The sequence below is a fragment of the Pseudarthrobacter siccitolerans genome (assembly GCF_001046895.1).
Taxonomy (GTDB): domain Bacteria; phylum Actinomycetota; class Actinomycetes; order Actinomycetales; family Micrococcaceae; genus Arthrobacter; species Arthrobacter siccitolerans.
In genome coordinates, this window is record NZ_CAQI01000048.1 from 179,108 (window position 1) to 199,240 (window position 20,133).

15 protein-coding genes and 1 pseudogene are annotated in these 20,133 nt (G+C 64.7%); 9 read left to right on the plus strand and 7 right to left on the minus strand.

Features of this window, described 5'->3' with window-relative positions; genetic code table 11:
* Nucleotides 1-17: 17 nt before the first annotated feature.
* Nucleotides 18-1,079 (minus strand): adenosine deaminase, encoded by a 1,062-nt coding sequence (locus tag ARTSIC4J27_RS15830; protein WP_200900842.1) that lies wholly within the window; start codon nucleotides 1,077-1,079, stop codon nucleotides 18-20.
* Between the two features lie 48 nt (nucleotides 1,080-1,127).
* Here ARTSIC4J27_RS15830 and uvrA point away from each other — a divergent pair, with 48 nt between their 5' ends.
* Together uvrA and ARTSIC4J27_RS15840 are read left to right on the plus strand one after the other, a co-directional pair.
* A complete protein-coding gene (gene uvrA / locus ARTSIC4J27_RS15835; protein WP_083435504.1) occupies nucleotides 1,128-3,704 on the plus strand; it encodes an excinuclease ABC subunit UvrA in 2,577 nt (858 codons plus the stop codon).
* A gap of 170 nt (nucleotides 3,705-3,874) precedes the next feature.
* Nucleotides 3,875-4,546, plus strand: coding sequence for a LysM peptidoglycan-binding domain-containing protein (locus ARTSIC4J27_RS15840; RefSeq protein ID WP_050056181.1), 672 nt, complete (start codon nucleotides 3,875-3,877; stop codon nucleotides 4,544-4,546).
* 150 nt (nucleotides 4,547-4,696) lie between these two features.
* Here ARTSIC4J27_RS15840 and ARTSIC4J27_RS15845 read toward each other — a convergent pair whose 3' ends face one another.
* Nucleotides 4,697-5,287 (minus strand): hypothetical protein, encoded by a 591-nt coding sequence (locus ARTSIC4J27_RS15845; protein ID WP_050056157.1) that lies wholly within the window; start codon nucleotides 5,285-5,287, stop codon nucleotides 4,697-4,699.
* 155 nt (nucleotides 5,288-5,442) lie between these two features.
* Here ARTSIC4J27_RS15845 and ARTSIC4J27_RS15850 point away from each other — a divergent pair, with 155 nt between their 5' ends.
* The 4 genes from ARTSIC4J27_RS15850 (at nucleotide 5,443) to ARTSIC4J27_RS15865 (ending at nucleotide 10,068) form a co-directional block, all read left to right on the plus strand.
* Nucleotides 5,443-6,366 carry an MSMEG_6728 family protein gene (locus tag ARTSIC4J27_RS15850; protein WP_050056158.1) on the plus strand — a complete coding sequence of 308 codons (924 nt, stop codon included), beginning with the start codon at nucleotides 5,443-5,445 and terminating at the stop codon, nucleotides 6,364-6,366.
* A gap of 3 nt (nucleotides 6,367-6,369) precedes the next feature.
* On the plus strand, nucleotides 6,370-7,230 hold the full coding sequence (locus ARTSIC4J27_RS15855; RefSeq protein WP_050056159.1) for an SDR family oxidoreductase: 861 nt from the start codon (nucleotides 6,370-6,372) through the stop codon (nucleotides 7,228-7,230).
* 52 nt (nucleotides 7,231-7,282) lie between these two features.
* Nucleotides 7,283-7,675, plus strand: a complete 393-nt coding sequence (locus ARTSIC4J27_RS15860; RefSeq protein WP_050056160.1) for a DUF1622 domain-containing protein — start codon at nucleotides 7,283-7,285, stop codon at nucleotides 7,673-7,675.
* Nucleotides 7,676-7,773: 98 nt separating this feature from the next.
* On the plus strand, nucleotides 7,774-10,068 hold the full coding sequence (locus tag ARTSIC4J27_RS15865) for an HNH endonuclease signature motif containing protein (RefSeq protein WP_050056161.1): 2,295 nt from the start codon (nucleotides 7,774-7,776) through the stop codon (nucleotides 10,066-10,068).
* Nucleotides 10,069-10,509: 441 nt separating this feature from the next.
* On the opposite strand, the gene ARTSIC4J27_RS15870 is transcribed toward ARTSIC4J27_RS15865, so the two are convergent.
* On the minus strand, nucleotides 10,510-10,830 hold the full coding sequence (locus ARTSIC4J27_RS15870) for a hypothetical protein (RefSeq protein WP_050056162.1): 321 nt from the start codon (nucleotides 10,828-10,830) through the stop codon (nucleotides 10,510-10,512).
* 100 nt (nucleotides 10,831-10,930) lie between these two features.
* Between ARTSIC4J27_RS15870 and ARTSIC4J27_RS15875 the strand changes: the two genes are divergently transcribed.
* A complete protein-coding gene (locus ARTSIC4J27_RS15875; RefSeq protein ID WP_050056182.1) occupies nucleotides 10,931-11,728 on the plus strand; it encodes a ZIP family metal transporter in 798 nt (265 codons plus the stop codon).
* A 206-nt stretch (nucleotides 11,729-11,934) separates the two neighbouring features.
* Here ARTSIC4J27_RS15875 and ARTSIC4J27_RS15880 read toward each other — a convergent pair whose 3' ends face one another.
* Complete coding sequence (locus ARTSIC4J27_RS15880) at nucleotides 11,935-14,454, minus strand: Tex family protein (RefSeq protein WP_050056163.1); 2,520 nt, start codon at nucleotides 14,452-14,454, stop codon at nucleotides 11,935-11,937.
* A gap of 143 nt (nucleotides 14,455-14,597) precedes the next feature.
* Between ARTSIC4J27_RS15880 and ARTSIC4J27_RS15885 the strand changes: the two genes are divergently transcribed.
* The gene (locus ARTSIC4J27_RS15885; protein WP_050056183.1) at nucleotides 14,598-14,894 is read left to right on the plus strand and encodes a hypothetical protein; all 297 of its coding nucleotides are present in this window, start codon (nucleotides 14,598-14,600) and stop codon (nucleotides 14,892-14,894) included.
* Nucleotides 14,895-15,116: 222 nt separating this feature from the next.
* Here the strand turns inward: ARTSIC4J27_RS15885 and ARTSIC4J27_RS15890 are convergent, their stop codons facing one another.
* On the minus strand, nucleotides 15,117-16,187 hold the full coding sequence (locus ARTSIC4J27_RS15890; RefSeq protein WP_050056164.1) for an alkene reductase: 1,071 nt from the start codon (nucleotides 16,185-16,187) through the stop codon (nucleotides 15,117-15,119).
* Nucleotides 16,188-16,387: 200 nt separating this feature from the next.
* Here ARTSIC4J27_RS15890 and ARTSIC4J27_RS15895 point away from each other — a divergent pair.
* Nucleotides 16,388-17,946: pseudogene (locus tag ARTSIC4J27_RS15895) on the plus strand (IS1182 family transposase).
* Nucleotides 17,947-18,184: 238 nt separating this feature from the next.
* Here ARTSIC4J27_RS15895 and ARTSIC4J27_RS15900 read toward each other — a convergent pair.
* Entirely contained in the window at nucleotides 18,185-18,838 is a 654-nt protein-coding gene (locus ARTSIC4J27_RS15900) for a hypothetical protein (protein ID WP_235436721.1), read from the minus strand.
* A gap of 332 nt (nucleotides 18,839-19,170) precedes the next feature.
* Complete coding sequence (locus ARTSIC4J27_RS22250) at nucleotides 19,171-19,836, minus strand: DUF6318 family protein (RefSeq protein WP_083435505.1); 666 nt, start codon at nucleotides 19,834-19,836, stop codon at nucleotides 19,171-19,173.
* Nucleotides 19,837-20,133 lie beyond the last annotated feature (297 nt).

The window sequence follows — 20,133 nt, forward strand, 5'->3', positions numbered from 1 at the left end:
CTGGGACACAGCGGGCGTCACTGCGGCGCTTCAAGTCCGTTCAGCTCGGCCAGCAGTTCAGACTTCCGTTCCTCTGAGGCAAACGACGAGTGGATGGAATTTGCCGCGAGCCTGGCTTTGTCGAAATCGGAGAGTTCGAACACCGCGTCCAGCTGGCTGAAGTTGTCATCCACGTAGCCGCCGAAGTAGGCGGGGTCATCGGAATTGACGGAGACGTTCAGGCCCGCGGCGAGCATGGCGGGCAGCGGGTGGTCAGCCAGGGTGTCCACCGCACGGAGCCGCACGTTCGACAACGGGCAGACGGTTAGCGGGATCCGCGCGTCCACGAGCCGCTCCACCAGGTCGGGATCTTCCATGCAACGGATGCCATGGTCGATCCGCTCTACGCCCAGGATGTCCAGCGCCTCAACGATGTACGACGGCGGCCCCTCCTCGCCCGCGTGCGCGGTGAGCCGCAGGCCGGCTTCCCGGGCTTTGGCATAGAGCCGCTCGAATTTCGACGGCGGATTGCCCACCTCAGCTGAGTCCAGCCCCACAGCGGCGATGGGGGCGTTCATCGCCATCAGGCCGTCGAATACTTCAAGCGCAGACTCTTCGGAAAGATCGCGCAGGAAGGCTGCAATCAGCAGGGTGGAGATCCCGAACTCTTCCTGCGATGTGGCCAGGACGGAGGCGACGCCGTTGACGCAGGTCTCCAGCGGAATGCCCCGCGATGTGTGGGCCTGCGGGTCCATCATGATCTCGGCGTGCCGCACACCGGCAGCAGCTGCGCGCTCCAGGTAGGCGCGGGTCATGTCCGCGAAGTCCTGTTCGGTCTGGAGCACGGCCATGTTGGCGTAGTAAAGGTCGAGGAACGACTGCAGGTCGGTGAACTCATACCGCGCCCGCAGCTCGTCCAATCCTGAATAAGGAAGCGTGATGCCGTTCCGCTCCGCCAGCGCGAAGATCAGTTCCGGCTGGAGGGTCCCCTCGATATGAAGGTGCAATTCGGCCACCGGGAGGGGCTTGGAGGACACCTCCGGCTCAGCTGCATCGGGTTCGGTTTCAGGCACGGCAGTACCGCCTGCAAAGTTATCCATCCGGTCAGGATAATGCCCTGTCCGGTAAACGCCACTAGAGTCGAACCAATGCAGAACGCCAAGCACGCTGATGACCTGCAGTATCCAGTTCCTGCCCACGCAGCCGATGGCTTTGTCCGGGTGCGCGGAGCCCGCGAAAACAATCTCCGCAACGTGGACGTGGATGTTCCGAGGGACGCGATTGTGGCCTTCACGGGAGTTTCCGGCTCCGGGAAGTCATCCCTGGCCTTCGGCACGATTTACGCCGAGGCCCAGCGCCGTTACTTCGAATCGGTCGCCCCTTATGCACGCCGTCTCATCCAACAGGGGCACAATCCCAAGGTGGAGCTGATCAGCGGCCTGCCGCCCGCCGTCGCGCTTCAACAGCGGCGTGGCGCCCCCAGCAGCCGGTCCACGGTGGGAACGGTCACCACGCTCTCCAATTCCCTGCGCATGCTCTTTTCCCGGGCCGGCACCTACCCGGCAGGCAGCACCCAGCTGGACTCGGATGCCTTCTCCCCCAATACAGCCGCCGGGGCCTGCCCCGAATGCCACGGCCTGGGAACCGCGCATACCGTCACGGAGTCATCGCTCGTCCCCGACCCGTCCTTGAGCATCCGCGACGGTGCCGTCGCTGCCTGGCCCGGGGCATGGCAGGGAAAGAACCTGCGGGACATCCTCACCCACTTGGGATACGACGTCGACATCCCGTGGCGCAAACTGCCCAGGAAGCACCGGGAGTGGATACTCTTCACCGAGGAACAGCCCGTGGTTGAGGTGACCCCGCAGCGCGACCGGGTTGCCAAGCCCTATAAGGGGCGGTTCTGGAGCGCCAGGAGCTACGTGCTCCACACGCTGGCAGACTCGCAGAGTGCAGCGATGCGTGGACGGGTGCTTGCCTACATGGAGTCGGGGCCGTGCCCGCGCTGTTCGGGCACCGGGCTGACGCCGCAGGCCCTGGCCGTCACGTTCGCGGGCAGGACCATCGCGGAACTCAACCGCCTTCCCATGGCGGACCTTGCCGAGGTTGTCCGTCCCACCTCGGAGTTGCACGACGCCGGTACGGCCTCGCGCAGGCAGCTCACCGGTGAGTCGAATGAGGTTGCAGTGGCGATCACCCGGGACCTGCTCCAGCGCCTCACTGTCCTGCTGGATCTCGGGCTGGGCTACCTGGCCCTGGGCCGGGCCACTCCCACGTTGTCGCCGGGCGAGATGCAGCGGCTAAGGATCGCCACACAGCTGCGGTCCGGCCTCTTCGGCGTGATCTATGTGCTGGACGAACCTTCGGCTGGACTCCACCCGGCGGACGCCGAGCCTCTCCTGGACGTGCTGGAACAACTGAAGTCGTCAGGCAACTCGGTGTTCGTAGTGGAGCACAACATGGATGTGGTGCGCCGGGCCGATTGGCTTGTGGACGTGGGCCCCCGTGCCGGCGAAGGCGGCGGCGAGGTGCTCTACAGCGGACCCGTTCCGGGGCTCGCTGACATCGACGCTTCAGTCACCAGGCCCTTCCTGTTCGGCGACGCATTGCCGCAGGTCCCAGGCGCCGCCCCAACAAGGCAGGCCCGGGAGCCCGGCGGATGGCTGGAGCTGAAGGACGTCCGCCGGCACAACCTGCGCGGACTCGATGCGCGCTTTCCCCTTGGCGTCCTGACTGCAGTCACCGGTGTATCCGGCTCGGGGAAGTCCACTCTGGTGAGCCGGGTGCTCGGTGAGGTGGTGGGTTCAGGACTCAAGTCCCCCGTTGAGGCAGGGGAAGCCGACGACCCCTTGGCCTTAGCAACCGTTACCGGGAACCACTGCATCGACCGCCTGGTGACAGTGGACCAGAAACCCATCGGACGGACACCGCGTTCGAACCTGGCCACCTACACAGGACTCTTTGACGCGGTCCGCAAGGAGTTTGCCGCAACTCAACAAGCCAAGGACCGGGGCTTCGGTGCCGGCAGGTTCTCCTTCAACGTTGCCGGCGGCCGCTGCGAGGTCTGCCAGGGCGAGGGCTTTGTGGCGGTGGAACTGCTTTTCCTGCCCGGCAGCTACGGCCCGTGCCCGGAATGTGCCGGGTCCCGCTTCAATCAGGAAACGCTTGAGGTGGAGTACCGGGGCAAGACTGTGGCCGAAGTGCTGGCCCTGACGGTGGATGCTGCTGCGGAGTTCCTGGCCCGGGTCCCTGCCGCGGCGCGGAGCCTCAAAAGCCTCCAGGATGTGGGGCTCGGCTATCTCCGCCTCGGGCAGCCCGCCACGGAGCTCTCCGGCGGAGAAGCGCAACGCATCAAGCTGGCCACGGAACTTCAGCGGGCGCAACGGGGGCACACCCTGTACCTGTTGGATGAACCCACCACCGGGCTGCACCCGGCGGACGTGGAATTGTTGATGGCGCAGCTCCACGGTTTGGTGGATGCCGGAAACTCGGTGGTGGTTGTCGAGCACGAGATGGCGGTGGTGGCCGGCGCTGACTGGGTTATCGACCTTGGCCCGTCAGGCGGGGACAAAGGCGGGCAGATCATGGCCACCGGCACTCCCGCCGTTGTGGCGCAGTCCCGTGAAAGCCGCACAGCACCTTACCTGGCTGCCGCGCTTGGTCAGGGAACTACCAGAGAACGCCCAGAAAAATCTCGATTTGATAACGCCACTGCTATGTCCTAGCGTGAAATACATGCCCGGCCAGCGGGCGACATGAATGCCAGGTGCTGCCTCCACCAGAACTGCCCAGCAGGCAGCCACCGAAATTGACCTCTATTCGTCAGGGGCGGGCAGTGGCGCGATGATCTCCGGGGACGGAACCAGCGCAGGTGGCCTTCAGGAGCATAACCATCATGAACAACACCAAATTCCGTACTGCCGCGCGCCGTGGAGCCACCGTGGTGGCCATTTCAGCCGCAGGGCTTGCACTGTCGGCAACCGCGGCCAACGCCACCACCAGTGCTTCTACCTGGGACGCCCTGGCACAGTGCGAGAGCGGAGGCAACTGGGCCATCAACACGGGCAACGGCTATAGCGGCGGCCTCCAGTTCAGTCCCAGCACCTGGGCAGCGTACGGCGGCACGGGATCGGCATCGGACGCCAGCCGTGAACAGCAGATTGCCGTGGCTGAGCAGGTCCAGGCAGCACAGGGTTGGGGAGCATGGCCCTCCTGCGCAGCCCAGCTCGGATTGAGCGGCGGCGCTACCGGCGTGGCACCGCAGAGTGTGCCGGTGCAGAGTGCTCCCGTCCAGGCGGCGCCAGTCCAGGCTGCCCCGGCGCAGAGTGCTCCCGTGCAGAGCGCTCCCGTCGAAGCAGTCCCGGCCGCGGCTCCGGCCGCCAAGCACGTCACTAACGTTGCCCTGAGCGGCGACACCTACACGCTCCAGGCGGGCGACACCTTGAGCATCGTGGCTGAAAAACTGGGGATCGACGGCGGCTGGCAGCACCTTGCCGACGCCAACCTCGACACCATTTCCGACCCCGACCTCGTCTTCGAGGGACAGGTCATCCAGCTTCCCGCGTAATCACTGCCCGCAACATGGCGGCAGTGACCGAGGCCGGCACGGCCTCTCCAGACAGGTCGGCGATAGACAAATTCCGTTGACCAAAAACGACGCCGGCGTGCCCCCAGAAGGGGCGCGCCGGCGTCGTACTTTTTAAGCTGTTGAGAATCCCTAGCTGCTGGCAGGAATCTCGCGGACGATCCGCACCTTCCAGGCAGACTCGTCGCTGGTGTCCAGGAGGGCAACGGTGCCGTGGGCCAGGTTGAGGGCGACGCGCTTGACCGCCAGGAGCTCCAGGTACAGGTGCTCGTTCATGCGGCTGGGGGTGTCAATCATGTACTTCACGGCGTCGCGGACCTTGCGGTAGTTTGCGCTCTTCTCCCGGTGCATGTGCAACTCCAGCGCCGACTGCTGCTTGAGGCGCGGCTCATGCCGGTTCAGCAAAGTGACGGCGGTGTGCACCGCGACGACCAGGGCGAGCGAAACGCCGTAAATCCACCACCCGCTGGAGAGCAGGAACAGTGGAAGATTGCCGATGGCCACGATCGCGATGATCACACGCAGGGCTGCGATCCGGCGGACCGTCCGGGCGACGGCGGCGATGCCATCGCGGAAACGGTGCTGGTCTTTCCGCGCAATCTCGGGGTCCAGGGTAAATTCGTCAAGGACGAGGATGCCCTTTGCTTCCGGACTCAGCATCTGCCCGTAGCGGGGCGCGAAGGAGTGGGGAATTCCGGCGGTTTTTTCAGGTGTTGATGTCATGAGTGGGCTTCCAAAACGGTGGGGTGTTGCGGAGATCTTAGTGGTTTTAACTACCCGGCGTATGCATAGGTCCACTATGTGAACACTTCGGCGCTGCCTGTGTGGCGCCCGGCACTGTAATTGGCACATCCGCAAGCTGCCGTCAGACTGAAGGGATGCAAACCTTCCTCCCGTACCCCGATTTCCGGCAGAGCGCCGCTGCCCTGGATACCGCCCGTCTCGGCAAGCAGCGTGTCGAAGCGCTCCAGACGCTGCGCGCCCTGGTGATTCCCGGATATGGCTGGCAGACCCACCCGGCGATCCGGATGTGGATGGGCTATGTGCCGGCCCTGACGATGTACGGGCTGGCGATGGTGGACGAATGGACCAAGCGCGGACACCCGGATAAGACGCGTGAGAACATCACCGAATTCGCGCCGCAGGCAGCCCACCCGGACTACGCCGCGAAGATTCCGATGCCGCCGTGGCTCGGCGATCCCGATTTCCACCTCAGCCACCGCTCCAGGCTGGTGCGCAAGGAACCCAAGTTCTACACCTCCGTATTCGAGGATGCAGTACCGGACATGGACTACATCTGGCCGGAGCCGAAGCACGAGTTCCTGCCGCAGGAACCCGAGGGGGACATTTTGTGGATCCTCCGCTCCCCGCATCACGACGTCGATCCCCAGACCCTGGACACGGTGGCGCTTCCGCCGGTGCACGGTTTCCCCGCTGCCGCGGCCGCCGGCTCGGACGAGCCCGATGACGGGTACTCCCCTGTCTACATTGACGACGGGTCCCGCCGGCCGTCGAAGCAGCCGCGGAAGGCGCCGCCCAAGCCGCAGATGAAGAAGCCCACGCGCAAGCGCCTGGCGCAGGAGGAGGCGTTCGCCACGCTTCCCGGGAAAACGCCGGTCGCCGTCCCCTTCGAACACGGCCACAAGTTTGCCGTGGGGCAGGTGGTGGGCCGGCCGATCACGCTGGACGACGGCAGGTTCGGCAGGAACTTCACGGTTACCGAGATCATTGACCGCTCGGCCTTCACGTACCCGGCGCTGCTGCAGGATCCGCGCGTGTTCTTCCCGGTGGAGGCACCGTAGGCCATGACAATCCTCCTGGCCGGCTGCGGCGACCTCGGCACGGAAGCGGGCTTGCGGTTCGCGGCCCAGGGTCAGCGCGTGGTGGGGTGGCGCCGGTCCCCTGCGAAACTGCCAGCGGGCATCGAAGGTGTGGCGGCTGACCTTAGCGCTCTCGACCTGCCACCGGTTCCGGCGGACACCACCGCCGTCGTTATTGCCGTAGCTGCCGATTCCCCGTCAGAGGACGCTTACCGGGCCGCGTACGTGCGGGGCGTCAGCAACGTCCTGGACGCTTTGGAGCGCGACGGCGTGACGCCGGGCCGTGTGCTTTTTGTTTCCTCCACGGCCGTTTACGGCGACGCTCGCGGCGGCTGGGTTGATGAGGGCACGACGCCGGCTCCTGGCGGATTCTCCGGCCGGATCCTGGTGGAAGCCGAGGAACTCCTGCAGGCGCGGTTCCATGGGACGGGCACCACCAGCATCGCCCTCCGCCTGGGCGGCATCTACGGCCCGGGCCGGACCCGGCTGATAGACCAGGTCCGCAGCGGTTCGGCCGTGATTCCGGACGCACCCCGTTACACGAACCGCATCCACCGGGACGACGCTGCCGCTGCGATTGTCCATCTGGCCACCATGAGTACCGCTCCGGCGCCCGTCTATGTTGGTGTGGATGACGATCCAGCCGATCTCGCAGCTGTGCTGCGGTACCTCGCCGATGAACTCGGCCTGGCAGAGCCGCCCGCGGGCGACGCCGGACCTGCCCGCGGTGGAAACAAGCGCTGCAGCAACGGGCTTCTCCGAAGCACCGGTTTCAACTTCACGTTTCCGTCCTTCCGGGAGGGCTACCGGGACATTCTGGCCGGGAACGGCGTCCGCCACCCGTAGGCTGGCCTTTGAATGTCAGCTACCGTGACGCGGCGCAGATGAGGCAGGGTACGTGGATTTTCGGCACATCATTGAGACGGTCGGCCAGTTCGTGGACTTTGCGGGCGTGGCCGTTATGGTCATCGGGGCGCTGATTTCCATCCCGTTGGCCGTCCGGGGCCACCAGCCCCGCAGGCTTCCTGCCGGCGCCGAAAAACTGACCGTGTACCGTTCGTACCGGCAGTTACTGGGGCGGTCCATCCTGCTCGGACTCGAACTCCTGGTGGCGGCCGACATCATCCGCACCGTGGCCGTCACCCCCACCTTTGAAAGTGTGGGTGTCCTGGCCATCATCGTGTTGATCCGGACATTCCTCAGCTTTTCACTGGAGCTGGAAATTACCGGGCGTTGGCCATGGGAGAAGGAGCCCAAGCCCGCCGATTCTGCTGAAGCTGCCGCGCGCTAATCCCTCTGTTTGTCTGCCGTTGCCGTTGGCACTTCAGGGTTTTCCACATAGCTTCTGTTCCAGCCAGTTTTGTCAGTGCCCTCTGGCAGAGTTGACCTATGGAAGCCATCGGGGAACGGCCTGAGCAGTACGGCAGCAACGTCGTGGTGCTGGGGCGGGCCGGGGTTACTACCCCTGCTGTCCCTTCGGGCTTTGACGATCCGGTGTCAGGCAGTTCCGGTGCTTTTGCCGCTGCCGACCCTTCCGTGTTCAACGACTATGACGACGGCAGCCGGCTGAGTCCCGGCTGGCGCCTTCATGCTGTGCCCGCCGAGCCCACGCGGGCTGCCGGGACCGATTCCGAACCCGCGGGGTCCCTAACAGGCCCCGGGGCGGCAGATTCCCTCCGTGCCGCGGAGCCGCTGGGTCTGGCGGAGCTCGGCAGGCTGGTAGCCCAGGCTGCTGTCGCCGCGCCGTCGATACTTGCGGGGGCCAGCTATGTTGAAGCCGCTAAATACGCCGCTGGAGTGGAGGACCTCTCCCGGACTGTGGAGTACCTGCAGGTCCTGTCGGCCGGGACCGTGGACCGGACCCGGACCCAGGCCATCGCCGCCGCGGACGCGGCACGCGCCAACCGGTCCCGCACCGGCAAGGGCTGGGTCACCGGCTGGGACAACGGCGTCGAAACCCTCAACGAAACAGACACCAACTGGCCTGGCCAAGCAACAGCACGGGACGCCGGGAGCGATGCTGCAACAGGGACCGGCGGGCGGGGCCGGGACCGGGTGATTACTTCACCGGCTGATGACGGCTGCGCCAACACCGGCGAGTCCCTCCGGCTCCTGCTGCGGATCGGTAAAAGCGAAGCCAACCGCCGCCTGGCCCTGGCAAAAGACATCCTGCCCGCCAGCACCCTTACCGGCGACGTCATCCCCGCACCCCGCGAACACCTCGCCGCCGCCTTCACCCCCAGCACCAGCACCAGCACGGGCACTCCCAACACCGAAGACTCCATCGGGCCGGAAGACGGCACTGGCACCGGGGACAGCACCGGCAGCGAAGAGCCCTTGGGCGCCGACAACCGAGTGCAGGGCACAGCCGCTGCCTGCCCGGCGGTCTCGTCCCGGGCCGGGACCATCATCGCCCTGACCCTGAACCGGCTCCAGCACCTCACCACACCCGAAAAACTGGCCCTGATCGAAGAAAACCTCACCGCCACCGCGGCCACATCAGACCCCGACTTCCTCGCGCGCGTCGCCCGCCGCTGGGCCGACACCATCGACGCCGACGGCACCGAACCCAGCGAAGAAGCCCTCCGCCACACCCAAGGCGCGTTCATCCGCAAACCCCGCCACGGCCTGCACCACCTGGAAATCTTCGCCACCACCGACCAATACGAACACCTCCTCACCGTCATGAACACCGCCACCAACCCCCGCACCACCACCGGCCCGATCCCTGCACGCACCTCAGGGACCACCGACGGCGGCACCACCGGCGGTGTCACCGGCACAACCCGCGGCCAGGACGGAAACACCCAGCACGCAACCACCCAGGACGGGAACACTCAGGACCGGAACACTCAGGACCGGGTCTGGAACGAGACCAACACCGGCCCGGACCTGGACCGGCGCACCCGCCCGCAAAAACAACTCGACGGACTCGTCGGCGCCGCCAAGATTGCCCTGGCCACCAACACCCTGCCCGCCACCGGCGGCAACCGCCCCCAAATCATCGCCACCATCAACTACCAAGACCTCTTCCCCCACCACACCCCCACAAACACAAGCACTGCCACGAGCACAGGCACAGGCACCGGCAGTGGCAGTGGCAGTGGCAGTGGCACAGGAAGCGAGACCGGCACCAGGTCAGGCCCTAGGACCAGCACCGCCATTGGGACCAGCCACGGCACCGGCACAGGCGCGAACACAGACACGACCGCCACAGACACCAAGTCAGGCCCCGGCACCGGCACGGGGAACTTCGTGTTCACCGGCCCCGTCGCCGCCGCAACCCTGCGCAAACTCGCCTGCGACGCCGACATCATCCCCGCACTCCTGGGCACCCACGGCGAACTCCTGGACCTCGGCCGCAAAACCCGACTCTTCACCCCAGCCCAACGCACCGCCCTCACAGCCCGCGACCAAGGCTGCGCCTTCCCCAACTGCACCATCCCCGCACCATGGTGCGAAGCCCACCACATCACCTACTGGTCCCACCACGGCACCACCCACACCAACAACGGCGTCCTGCTCTGCAGCGGCCACCACCACCTCATCCACAAAGAACAATGGACCATCACCACCACCAACAACACCCCCTGGTTCACACCCCCAAAACACCTCGACCCCCACCAAAAACCCCAACAAAACACCTACTTCAAACCACCCCCACCACCAACACCCCGCGAATAAACCTGTGCCGGAGCGACAAAGGTGCAGCGGCGACGACCTGAAAGAACATAAGAACCCGGCGCGAAACACGGAAACTCAGCGCTGCCCCAGCTCTTGCGGCCACCGGAGAACATAGCTGGCCGACCGAAGTGGCTCAACGCGAGGTCCGGCTCTGGCTACATCAGGCAAGGGTCATTCCTGCCGGGAATCAACTCAGCCTCGGCGGACTCAGGCGGCAAAGACGAGCGGTCCAGGCGAAGCCGGGGCTGGCCGCATCTTGTTAGGGCAATTCCTGCCGCCAACCAACTGAAGCCTCAGCGATCCTCAGCCCGTGTTCAGCCCCATGTTCAGCCTCTGCAGAAGTCCCATTAAAGAGCTCCGTCCCGGCGAGAACCACAAGTTCCACCGGGACGGAGCCCACCCGCCACAGACCCCAAAACGGGCGGACGATGCGTAACTGAACTAAACGTCCTGCCAGCCCCGGCCCTCCGCAAAGGTGGCCACGAGGGTGCCGACGCCAGCGTTGAGCGAGTTGGACGGGTCGAAGTATAGAGAAGCCTCACTGGCACGGCTGTGGGTGATCAACTGCTCGGCCTCCAGCTTCGCCTCGGGAACGGTGGCTCCAATGATGCCCGTCCGCGCCGGCAACTCAGGGGTATGCACAACTTCAGCTTTCGTCTGGGTCAGCGGAACGGTCGTGCCGGAGTTGATTTCATCGTGAGGGAACTCGAACTCGGCGTCGTCGGCGGATGCAGGAATTGTGTACTCAAGGAAATAGGTCATGAACCCACCTTTTCAGAAACGCACGATCATCGAAAGTGTGCTTACCAGTTGGGGCGCACAACGTATTTCCACGTCAAACAGCTACTCCTATACTTGCGGCATGATGATGTCGCTGGTCTTTGGCGTCATAGCATCCAGCGCACTGGTCCTGGGTGCCTTCATCGGAGTCCGCTTTGAACTTCCAAAACGGCTTCTGGCCATGCTGCTGGCATTCGCCGCCGGGTCGCTGATCACGGCTTTGGCCTTCGAATTGTTTGAGGACGCCTACGAACGGGGCGGCATTATCCGTGCAGCCATCGGCCTGATCGCGGGTGCTGTGGTGTTTACAGTCCTCAGCGCGCTGCTGGACCGCTGGGCGCAGCCGGGAGAGGCGAAGCAGGCAAAAGCCGCGGACGAAGTCCAGGGAAGCGCCAAGCTCGATACAGACGCTGCTGCAGTGGAAAAAGCCCCGACCCCCGCCTCAACCCGCGGGGCGGCAGGCCTGGCACTCCTGGCCGCCGTGACCTTGGATGGGGTGCCGGAAAACGTGGCACTTGGCATCTCGCTGGGAGAAGGAACTGGAGGGCTGGCACTTCTCGCCGCAATCTTCGTGTCCAATTTTCCGGAAGCGCTCGTTGGTTCGGCATCCATGCGCAGCCAAGGCCGCTCAGCCGGCAGCATCATCGGACTGTGGGTCGCGTGCGCCGTCCTGCTGGTGATCGCCGTTGTCCTTGGCGCCGGGCCACTGTCCGGCACCGACCCGGAAACCATTTCGTTTCCGCTGGCATTCGCTGCCGGCGCTGTGATCGCCTCGCTGGCGGACACGCTGATGCCCGAAGCCTACGAACATGGCGGCCCCGCAGTCGCACTCAGCACCGCAGCCGGATTCGTCCTCGCTTTCACGCTGTCGCTAGCCTAAGCAGCACCACCGCCTTCCTTGACGCTGTCGCTAGCGCCTGAGCAGCCCTAACGCCTTCACGCTGTCCCTAGACGAAGCAGCACCACCCCTGTACTAGCCTAAGCAGCACCATCGCTGTCACCTGTCCCTAGCCGACGCAGCTTCAACAAGCCCCAACAAGCTCCAAGGGTGCCTTAGGCTCCGGCCGATCCCACCTACCGAGATCCCTACTTACCGAGACCGGCCTTCCGCAGCGCCTCGGCCATGGCCGTGTTGATGGGCGCCGGTTGGGGTAAAGGATTGCGCCCCGGCGACGGTACATTGCGGTTTGGCGTACTGCCCGACCGCCCCTGCTCCTGGCGCCCGCCCCGCTCGGATCCTTGACCACGGCCTCGGTCAGCACCGGAGCCGCCACGCCCGCCGCTCTGGTTCCTGCCTCGCTCCCTGTTCGGGGACTGGCCCTGCGATTGGTTCTGCGGCTGGTTCTGCGGCCGGCCAGAGGAGCGGCCGGAAGACGTCCCACCCGAGGACGGTTCGTCATCGAGCCGCAAGGTCAGGGAAATCCTCTTCCGCTCAGGGTCTGCTTCCAAAACCTTCACCCGGACTACCTGCCCGGATTTCACCACCTCGCGGGGATCGGACACGAAGCGGTTCGCGAGCGCAGAGACGTGGACGAGGCCATCCTGGTGGACGCCCACGTCAACGAAGGCACCGAAGGCCGCAACGTTAGTCACAGTCCCTTCCAGGATCATCCCGGGCTTGAGGTCGGAAATTTTCTCGATCCCTTCGGAGAAGGTCGCGGCCGCGAACGCCGGGCGCGGGTCCCTTCCCGGCTTGTCCAGCTCTGCCAGGATGTCCTTGACGGTGGGCAGGCCGAAGGTGTCGTCCGCAAATTCACGGGGATCCAGGGAAGAAGCGGGCGCCGAGCCCGCCGCAACCAGGATCTTGCGCGCAACAGAGTAGGACTCGGGGTGCACACTTGAAGCATCCAGGGGTTCCGCTCCCCCGGTGATCCGGAGGAAGCCGGCGCACTGTTCAAAGGCCTTCGCACCGAGCCGCGGCACTTTTTTCAGGTCGGCGCGCTTGGCGAACGGGCCGTGCTCATTGCGGTAAGCGACGATATTCTCGCTCAGCAACGGCCCCACGCCGGCCACCCGGCTCAGCAGTGCCGGCGAAGCGGTGTTCACGTCGACTCCCACGGCGTTGACGCAGTCCTCCACCACGGCGTCAAGGCTCCGGTCCAGCTTCGACGCGGTCACGTCATGCTGGTACTGGCCCACGCCAATGGATTTCGGATCAATCTTCACCAACTCTGCCAATGGGTCCTGCAGCCTGCGGGCAATGGATACAGCTCCGCGCAGCGAAACGTCCATCCCGGGGAGCTCGGCCGCGGCAAGCGCGGAAGCCGAGTAGACGGATGCCCCTGCTTCGGAAACCACAAGCTTCTGCGGTTTCCGGTCCACATCCGGCAACCGCTTGATCAGCTCGGCGGCGAGCTTATCGGTCTCCCTGGAGGCAGTTCCGTTGCCAATGGCGACGAGTTCGACGGCGTGCTGGCGCGCCAGCCGCTCCAGCTTCGCCAACGCCTCGTCCCATTTCCGGGCAGGCGCGTGGGGGTACACGGTGTCGGTAGCGACGACCTTGCCCGTGCCATCCACCACAGCTACCTTGACGCCGGTTCGTAGCCCCGGGTCCAGGCCGAGCGTTGCCCGGTTTCCGGCAGGCGCAGCGAGCAGGACATCCCGAAGGTTGGCAGCGAAAACGCGCACCGCCTCGTCTTCAGCTGCGGCGAACATCTTGCCGCGCAGGTCAGCGGTGAGCCGGGCGAGCACGCGGGACCGCCAGGCCACTTGGGCCGTCTCCATCAGCCAAGCATCGGAGGGACGTCCGCGGTCGGCGACCCCGAGGCACTTGGCCACCGCTGACTCGTACCGGGAACGCGCGGCGGCGAGGGCGGCGTCGTCCGTGGGATCCGCTTCGGCGAGGTCCAACTCAAGGACGCCGTCCTTCTCGCCACGCAGCAACGCGAGCACCCGGTGGGACGGCATGCCGGCGGGAGCCTGCGAAAACTCGAAGTAGTCCGCGAACTTCTGTCCGTCCGATTCCTTCCCCTTTTTCACTCGCGAAACCATCCGCCCCTGCGTCCACAGCCGCTCCCGGAGGGTGGCTGCGAGGTCGGGGTCCTGGGCAGCACGTTCCACCAGGATGGCACGGGCACCCGCGAGCGCAGCGGCGACGTCGTCCACAGCATGTTCAGCATTCAGGTACTTGGCGGCCTCGTGCTCGGGGCTGAGGTCGGGACGCTTGAGCAATGCCTCGGCCAGCGGTTCCAGGCCGGCTTCACGCGCGATCTGCGCCTTGGTCCGCCGCTTCGATTTGAACGGCAGGTAAATGTCCTCGAGACGGGACTTCGTGTCCGCGGCAAGGATGGCCTTTTGCAGCTCAGGGGTCAGCTGGCCTTGGGCAGCAACCGCGTCAAGCACCGTACGACGGCGGTCCTCCAGTTCGCGGAGGTAGCGCAGCCGCTCGTCGAGGTCACGGAGCTGCGTATCGTCCAGCGTCCCGGTGGCTTCCTTGCGGTAGCGGGCGATGAAGGGCACGGTGGATCCGCCGTCGAGCAGTTCCACTGCTGCCTTCACCTGCCAGGCTTTGACCCCCAGTTCTGTGGCAATCTGGGTGTAAATACCGTCCTCCCGTTTCTGGGGTGTGGACGGAACATTGGAAGGGGCCTGCGGCAGTTGAGTCACCAGAACATCTTGCCCTAAGCGCCTGCGCGGCTCCACTGCCTTGTGAGACGGGGCCTGCCGGTAAGGGTATTCCGCTACCGCCTCCAAAGTGCTGTAGTTGAAATGCCGTCTCAGGCAACCCAACGCTCGAGGAAGAGGGCATGATGCGGGAACTGCTTATTGTGTTTCAGGAGGGGTTCGAGGAGGCAAACATCACCGTGACGGTGAACGGCAAGCAGGCGCGGCGGGATTTGGACGTTTCCACGAATCCGATTCTCGGTATCGCGAACGAGGTGTCGGTAGAGCTTCCTGCAAAGGGTGCGCACGTGGGGGTTGAGGTGACGAACCGCGGCTTGAAGGCGATCACGAAGGTCAGCGGAAAACCCAAAAGCGTCCTCGTTAACATCCAGGACGGGAAGCTTGTGATGTCTGAAGGCACGGGCCGGGAGGCGGTCCTTTAGCCCTTCCTGGCAGGCGCAGACCGGACTCTAGCAAAACTCCATTTGTTGGAGTATCATCTGATCACCGCCGGCTTCCCCCGAGGAGCCCGGCGGGCCAACTTCACCAGCCAAAGGACGTCGGATGTCCTTTGGAGCCCGCTGCCCGGGACAGCACACCGAGCAGCAAGCGACGGCGGCACCCAAGCCGGGTGCCGCCGTCGTCTGTGTTTCTAAGGAACGTGCCTAGCCGGCGTACGCGGGGTAATCCGTGTAGCCCTCGGCACCCTCGGCGTAGAAGGTGGACGGGTCCGGCTCGTTCAGCGGCAGGCTCTCGTTCCAGCGGCGGGCCAAGTCCGGGTTGGCGATGGCGGGGCGTCCCACCACCACAGCATCCGCGTGACCATCAGCCACCAGTGCCACTGCTTCCTTGCGGGTGGTGACAACACCAAAACCGGTGTTGACCAGGAAGGTCCCGCCGAAACGTGCGCGGAGGTCCTGGACCAGTTCCCCGGCTGGTTCATGGTGCAGGATGCTCAGGTAGGCGAGGTTCAGCGGGGCGATGCTGTCAACCAACACCTCGTAGGTGGCGCGGACATCTGCTGCGTCAACTTCGGCAATGCCCTGCACGTTGTGCTCAGGGGAGATGCGGATGCCGACGCGGCTGGCTCCGATTGCTGCCACAACAGCGTTGACCGTCTCGATGACGAACCGTGCCCGGTTTTCCGGGGAACCGCCGTAGCTGTCCGTGCGTACGTTTGAGTTCGGCGCCAGGAACTCGTGGAGGAGGTAGCCGTTGGCGGAGTGCAGTTCCACGCCGTCGAAGCCCGCTTCGATGGCATTCAGCGAGGCGTCGACGATTTCCTGCATCACGAGCGGCAACTCGTCAGGGTTCAGCGCGTGCGGCACCGGGTAGGGCTGCTTACCTGACGGGGTGCGAACCTCACCGTCAATGGCAACTGCGCTGGGGGCAACGATGGGGTGACCGCCGGTGATATCGGGGTGCGAAACCCTGCCGCCGTGCATGATCTGCGCGAACATGCGTCCGCCTTCGGCGTGTACGGCGTCGGTGACGTTCTTCCAGCCGGCAATTTGCTCGTCCGTGACGATGCCGGGCTGGCCGGGGTACGAACGGCCTGCAGGGCTGGGGTAAGTTCCTTCGCTGACAATCAAGCCCAGGGAAGCCCGCTGGCGGTAGTGCTCGGCGAGGAGGGGCCCGGGAATACCTTCTTCGCCTGCGCGGAGACGGGTGAGGGGCGCCATGACAAGGCGGTTCGGGAGCTCAAGTTCGCCAAGGGCCAGGGGGGAAAACAGCATGCGCGGTTCCTTTCGGGATTTCCAGTGTTCTGTTAGGCCCAACTGGAACGCGCGTGCAACTATTCCGGGTGCGGTGCGAATCACAGGGCATCCGACGGCGGGTGTGGTGGGAGGGCCCGCACGTCCTAGGAGACCGCTGAAATATTCGCTGGTCGGGCGCGTCGGCTGGACTGCTGGGGCTGGTGATTAAGACTGGTCTTATGCAGGGACGCGAGGATGCGCAACGCGGGTATTTGGATGTGGAGGCGCTGGCCGGTGAGTTGTTGGCTCCGGGCAGTGTCTTCGCTTTTCTAGCCGGGCACAGGGGGCGGCTGTTCCCGGATTCGATGATGGAGGACCTGTTTCCGTCGCGGCGGGGCAGGCCTTCGGTTCCGGCGCCGGTGATCGGGTCGGTGCTGGTGGTGCAGGCGTTGCAGGGCCTCTCTGATCGGGAAACCGCGGAGGCTTTGACCTTCGATCTGCGGTGGAAGGCAGCGTGCGGGTACGGGCTGACTGATACCGCGTTCCATCCGAGCACGCTGACGTACTGGCGGAAGCGTCTGGCCGGCTCGAAGAATCCGCACCGGATTATGGAGGCCATCGCCGAAGTCGTCGCGGAAACGGGGTACTGAAGGGCAAGCGCCGGCGGGCGGTGGATTCGACGGTCCTGGACGACGCGGTCGCCAGGCAAGACACCATCACGCAGCTGATCGCCGCAGTCCGCCGCTTCGGACGGGACATCCCCGGCGGCCAAGAACTCGTGACCGCCCATGCGAGGGGGTATGACTACACCCGCACCGGCAAGCCGGACATCGCCTGGGATGACCAGGACGCCAAAGACGGGCTGATCTCGGCCCTGGTCACCGACGCGCTTGCCCTGCTCGCCGCGGTGGATCCAGAGACGCTCGAGGGTAAGGCTGCTGATGCGTACGCGCTGCTGGCCCTGGTCGCCGGACAGGACGTGGAACCAGCCGAGGACTCGGACGGGACCGACGGGCGGTGGCGGATCGCCCGCAAGGTCGCCCCGGACCGGATGATCTCCACCGTGGACCCGGACACCCGGCACGCGCACAAGACCCAGTCACGCCAGCAGGACGGATACAAGGCCCACATCGTGATCGAACCCGACACCGGGCTGATCACCGCCGCGGAACTGACCAAAGCCTCCGGACCGGAGAACAGCGACGGGACCGTCGGTGCCCGCCTGGTCGGCATGGATCCCACGATCGCCGGCACCAGAGTGGACGTCCTGGCCGACTCGGCCTACGGTTCCGGTGAAATGCTCGCCGCTATGGCCGGCACCGGCCATAGCCCGGTGATCAAACCATGGCCGCTGCGCCCGACCGTTGAGGGCGGGTTCACCCTCGATGACTTCACCGTCGATGAGGCAGCCGGCACTATGACCTGCCCGAATGGCCTCACCCGCAAGATCACCGCAAAACGACGGGTCACGTTCGGCGCCGCCTGCACCGGCTGCCCACTCCGGGACCGGTGCACCGCATCGCCACGGGGACGCAAGATCCAACTGCACGAACACGACGCGCTGCAGCGCGAACACCGTCAACGCGCCGCGGATCCGGCCTTCCAAGACGACTACCGCACGCACCGGCCCATGGTCGAGCGGTCCATCGCCTGGCTCACCCGTGGCAACCGCCGCGTTCCACACCGGGGCATCAGACGGAACAACGCCTGGCTACGCCTACGGATCGCGGGACTGAACCTACGACGCATGCTCGCTCTCGGACTGACCGTAAACGAGGGATCGTGGGCGCTGGAATAAGCCACCGTCAGAACCCTCGGCTCATCAACAAAATCACCTGGACGATGCACCAGATTCAGAGGCAGAATGAAGTCAAGCGGGCGGAACGACCCCGTTGTCGCACCCAAGGGTGCTGACCAGAACACGCCGCTAGACGGCCATTGGTGGCGTTCCGCCCGCCTACAACCCGCCTTAGTTCAGCAGCCTCCTAGGCTGGCGGGTCGCTTGGGATTGGCGGATAACTTCGATTCGCGGCGCCCTACCGGGTGGCTCCAACTCCTGGACAGCCCTGGCCCTGGGGGTTGGCGTGGCAGTCGTCGGCGTAGTTCCGGGTCAGGGACCGCCATACGCTGATGGTTTGCGGCGGCGCGTTGAACTGGCCTTGGCCCGGGATGGGCAGCGGAGGGCCGGCGTTGACTGCGTATGTTCCTTGGAAAGACGTGGTCAACACCACTTGGAAGTCGCCGGTGGATCCGTAGGCATGGCTTGTCCTGGTCTTTTCGCCCCAGCGGTCCTGTGGCAGCGAGCCTCCCATCGAGGGCTGCGGCCCGAAGACGGTGCCGTCGCCGTAGTTCCAGGTGTATTGGATCGGTGTGGCGACGATGTGCACCTGCTGCCCGAACATGGTGACATCGAACTGCTGTTCTACGGCTTCGGCATAGAAGTTGGTTTCGGCGCCTCGGAGTGTGTGCGGGCTGGGCTGCGCCACCACCGTTCCGGCGTTTACGGGGAGGCTTTGGAACTGCCGCTGAATGTCGGCGGCGATGCGTGGCAGCAGGTCCTCGGGCCGGGCGTCAAAGAGGCAGGTCGGGCCGGAGTGGATCGCCCAGACGGCACCAGGAACACCGCGCGGCTTCGAGTACCAGACAACAGGAATCCCGTCTTCGCCATCCGGCCCGTCTTTGCACTCCAACTGCCGGCCCAGGCAGGGAGTGTCGAAGTCACCCCCGCCGAGGTGGCACTGAAGTTCGTACTTATACTCGTTGGGGTCGGTGTTGACTGCTCCAGGAGAAAGTGGGGCAAAGTCACCTGTGACTGAGTCCCTGGCCCAGCCGGTAATGTCCGTTCCGGTCGCTGACCATACACCTTTAGGTGGAGGCGCTTTGGGAGGTTGGCTTTTATCGTCGCTAACGCGAACCAATGACTGCACGCTGGCAAATCCAGGGGTAATAAATCCCGTTCCGGCCGGGATGAGCGCGGCGGCTAGGACTCCAAGCAAGCAGCGAAGCAAGACGCCTTTCATTATCAGCCAGCGATCGGCTCGATGGTATTTACATACCAGGCACCATCTCTGTAAACCACAAACATGAGGCTTCCAGAATCTGCTGGTTTAGCGTCGGTGCTATCCAGAGTTCCATCCGCGTTGTAGTAGCTCAGAGCCTCTTGTGAGACCTGTACGGCTACTTGGTACTGACCATCAGACGATCTATTGAAAGAGGTATCGACGACGGGCGTTGTCACCTTTCCACCCGCTAGCCATCGGCCCTCTTCGTGCCACCCGGTCTGCACCTGTTTACTGCGTTCGCACATAACGCAGTTTGCGCTCGTGATTGCCGACACCGCTTTCGTATCGCCTGTTTCATATCCGTAGCTCAGAAGCGCAAACCAATACTTGGCGAATGCCTCGAGCCCTTCCTTCGTCTCCGTCTTTGCCACCTCAGGCAGCACGGGAACGGGGACATTTTGGGCTGGCCCCGAGGCGTCGGCGGGTTTGTAGACGGCGCTGGGGGTCGGCGTCGGGGTGGATGTTGGACTGGGCGACGTGGTCTCCGCAGCAGTGGGTGATGACGTGCCGGGATCTGCAGGTGCTCCGCCCGAGCAGCCGGCCAGCAGGAGGGAGCCAGCAACCGCAAAGGCCATGGCGCCAACGCGCATGCCATCACCGAACGTACGACTGTTGTGCGATGTCATGGGCCGCTATTCCCCCAGTAGTTTTAGACGGCTTACTCCGGACAGTGACTTAAGGGTAGCCCACATCACATTTCAGCGATAAGAGTTATCCACAGGCCTATCGTCCTTGGTTCTACCAGTGGCGGGACCCAAATAAAAAGTCAAGAGAGAAGGCCGGCGCATCAAATGCGCCGGCCTTCGTCAATAACAACCGAAGTCAATAAAGACCGAAGCCGATAGCAACCGAAGCCGATAGCAACCCGAGGAGCTAAGGCTTCGGCGGCAGTACCAACTCCCCCGTCTTGTCCGTCGAAAGGG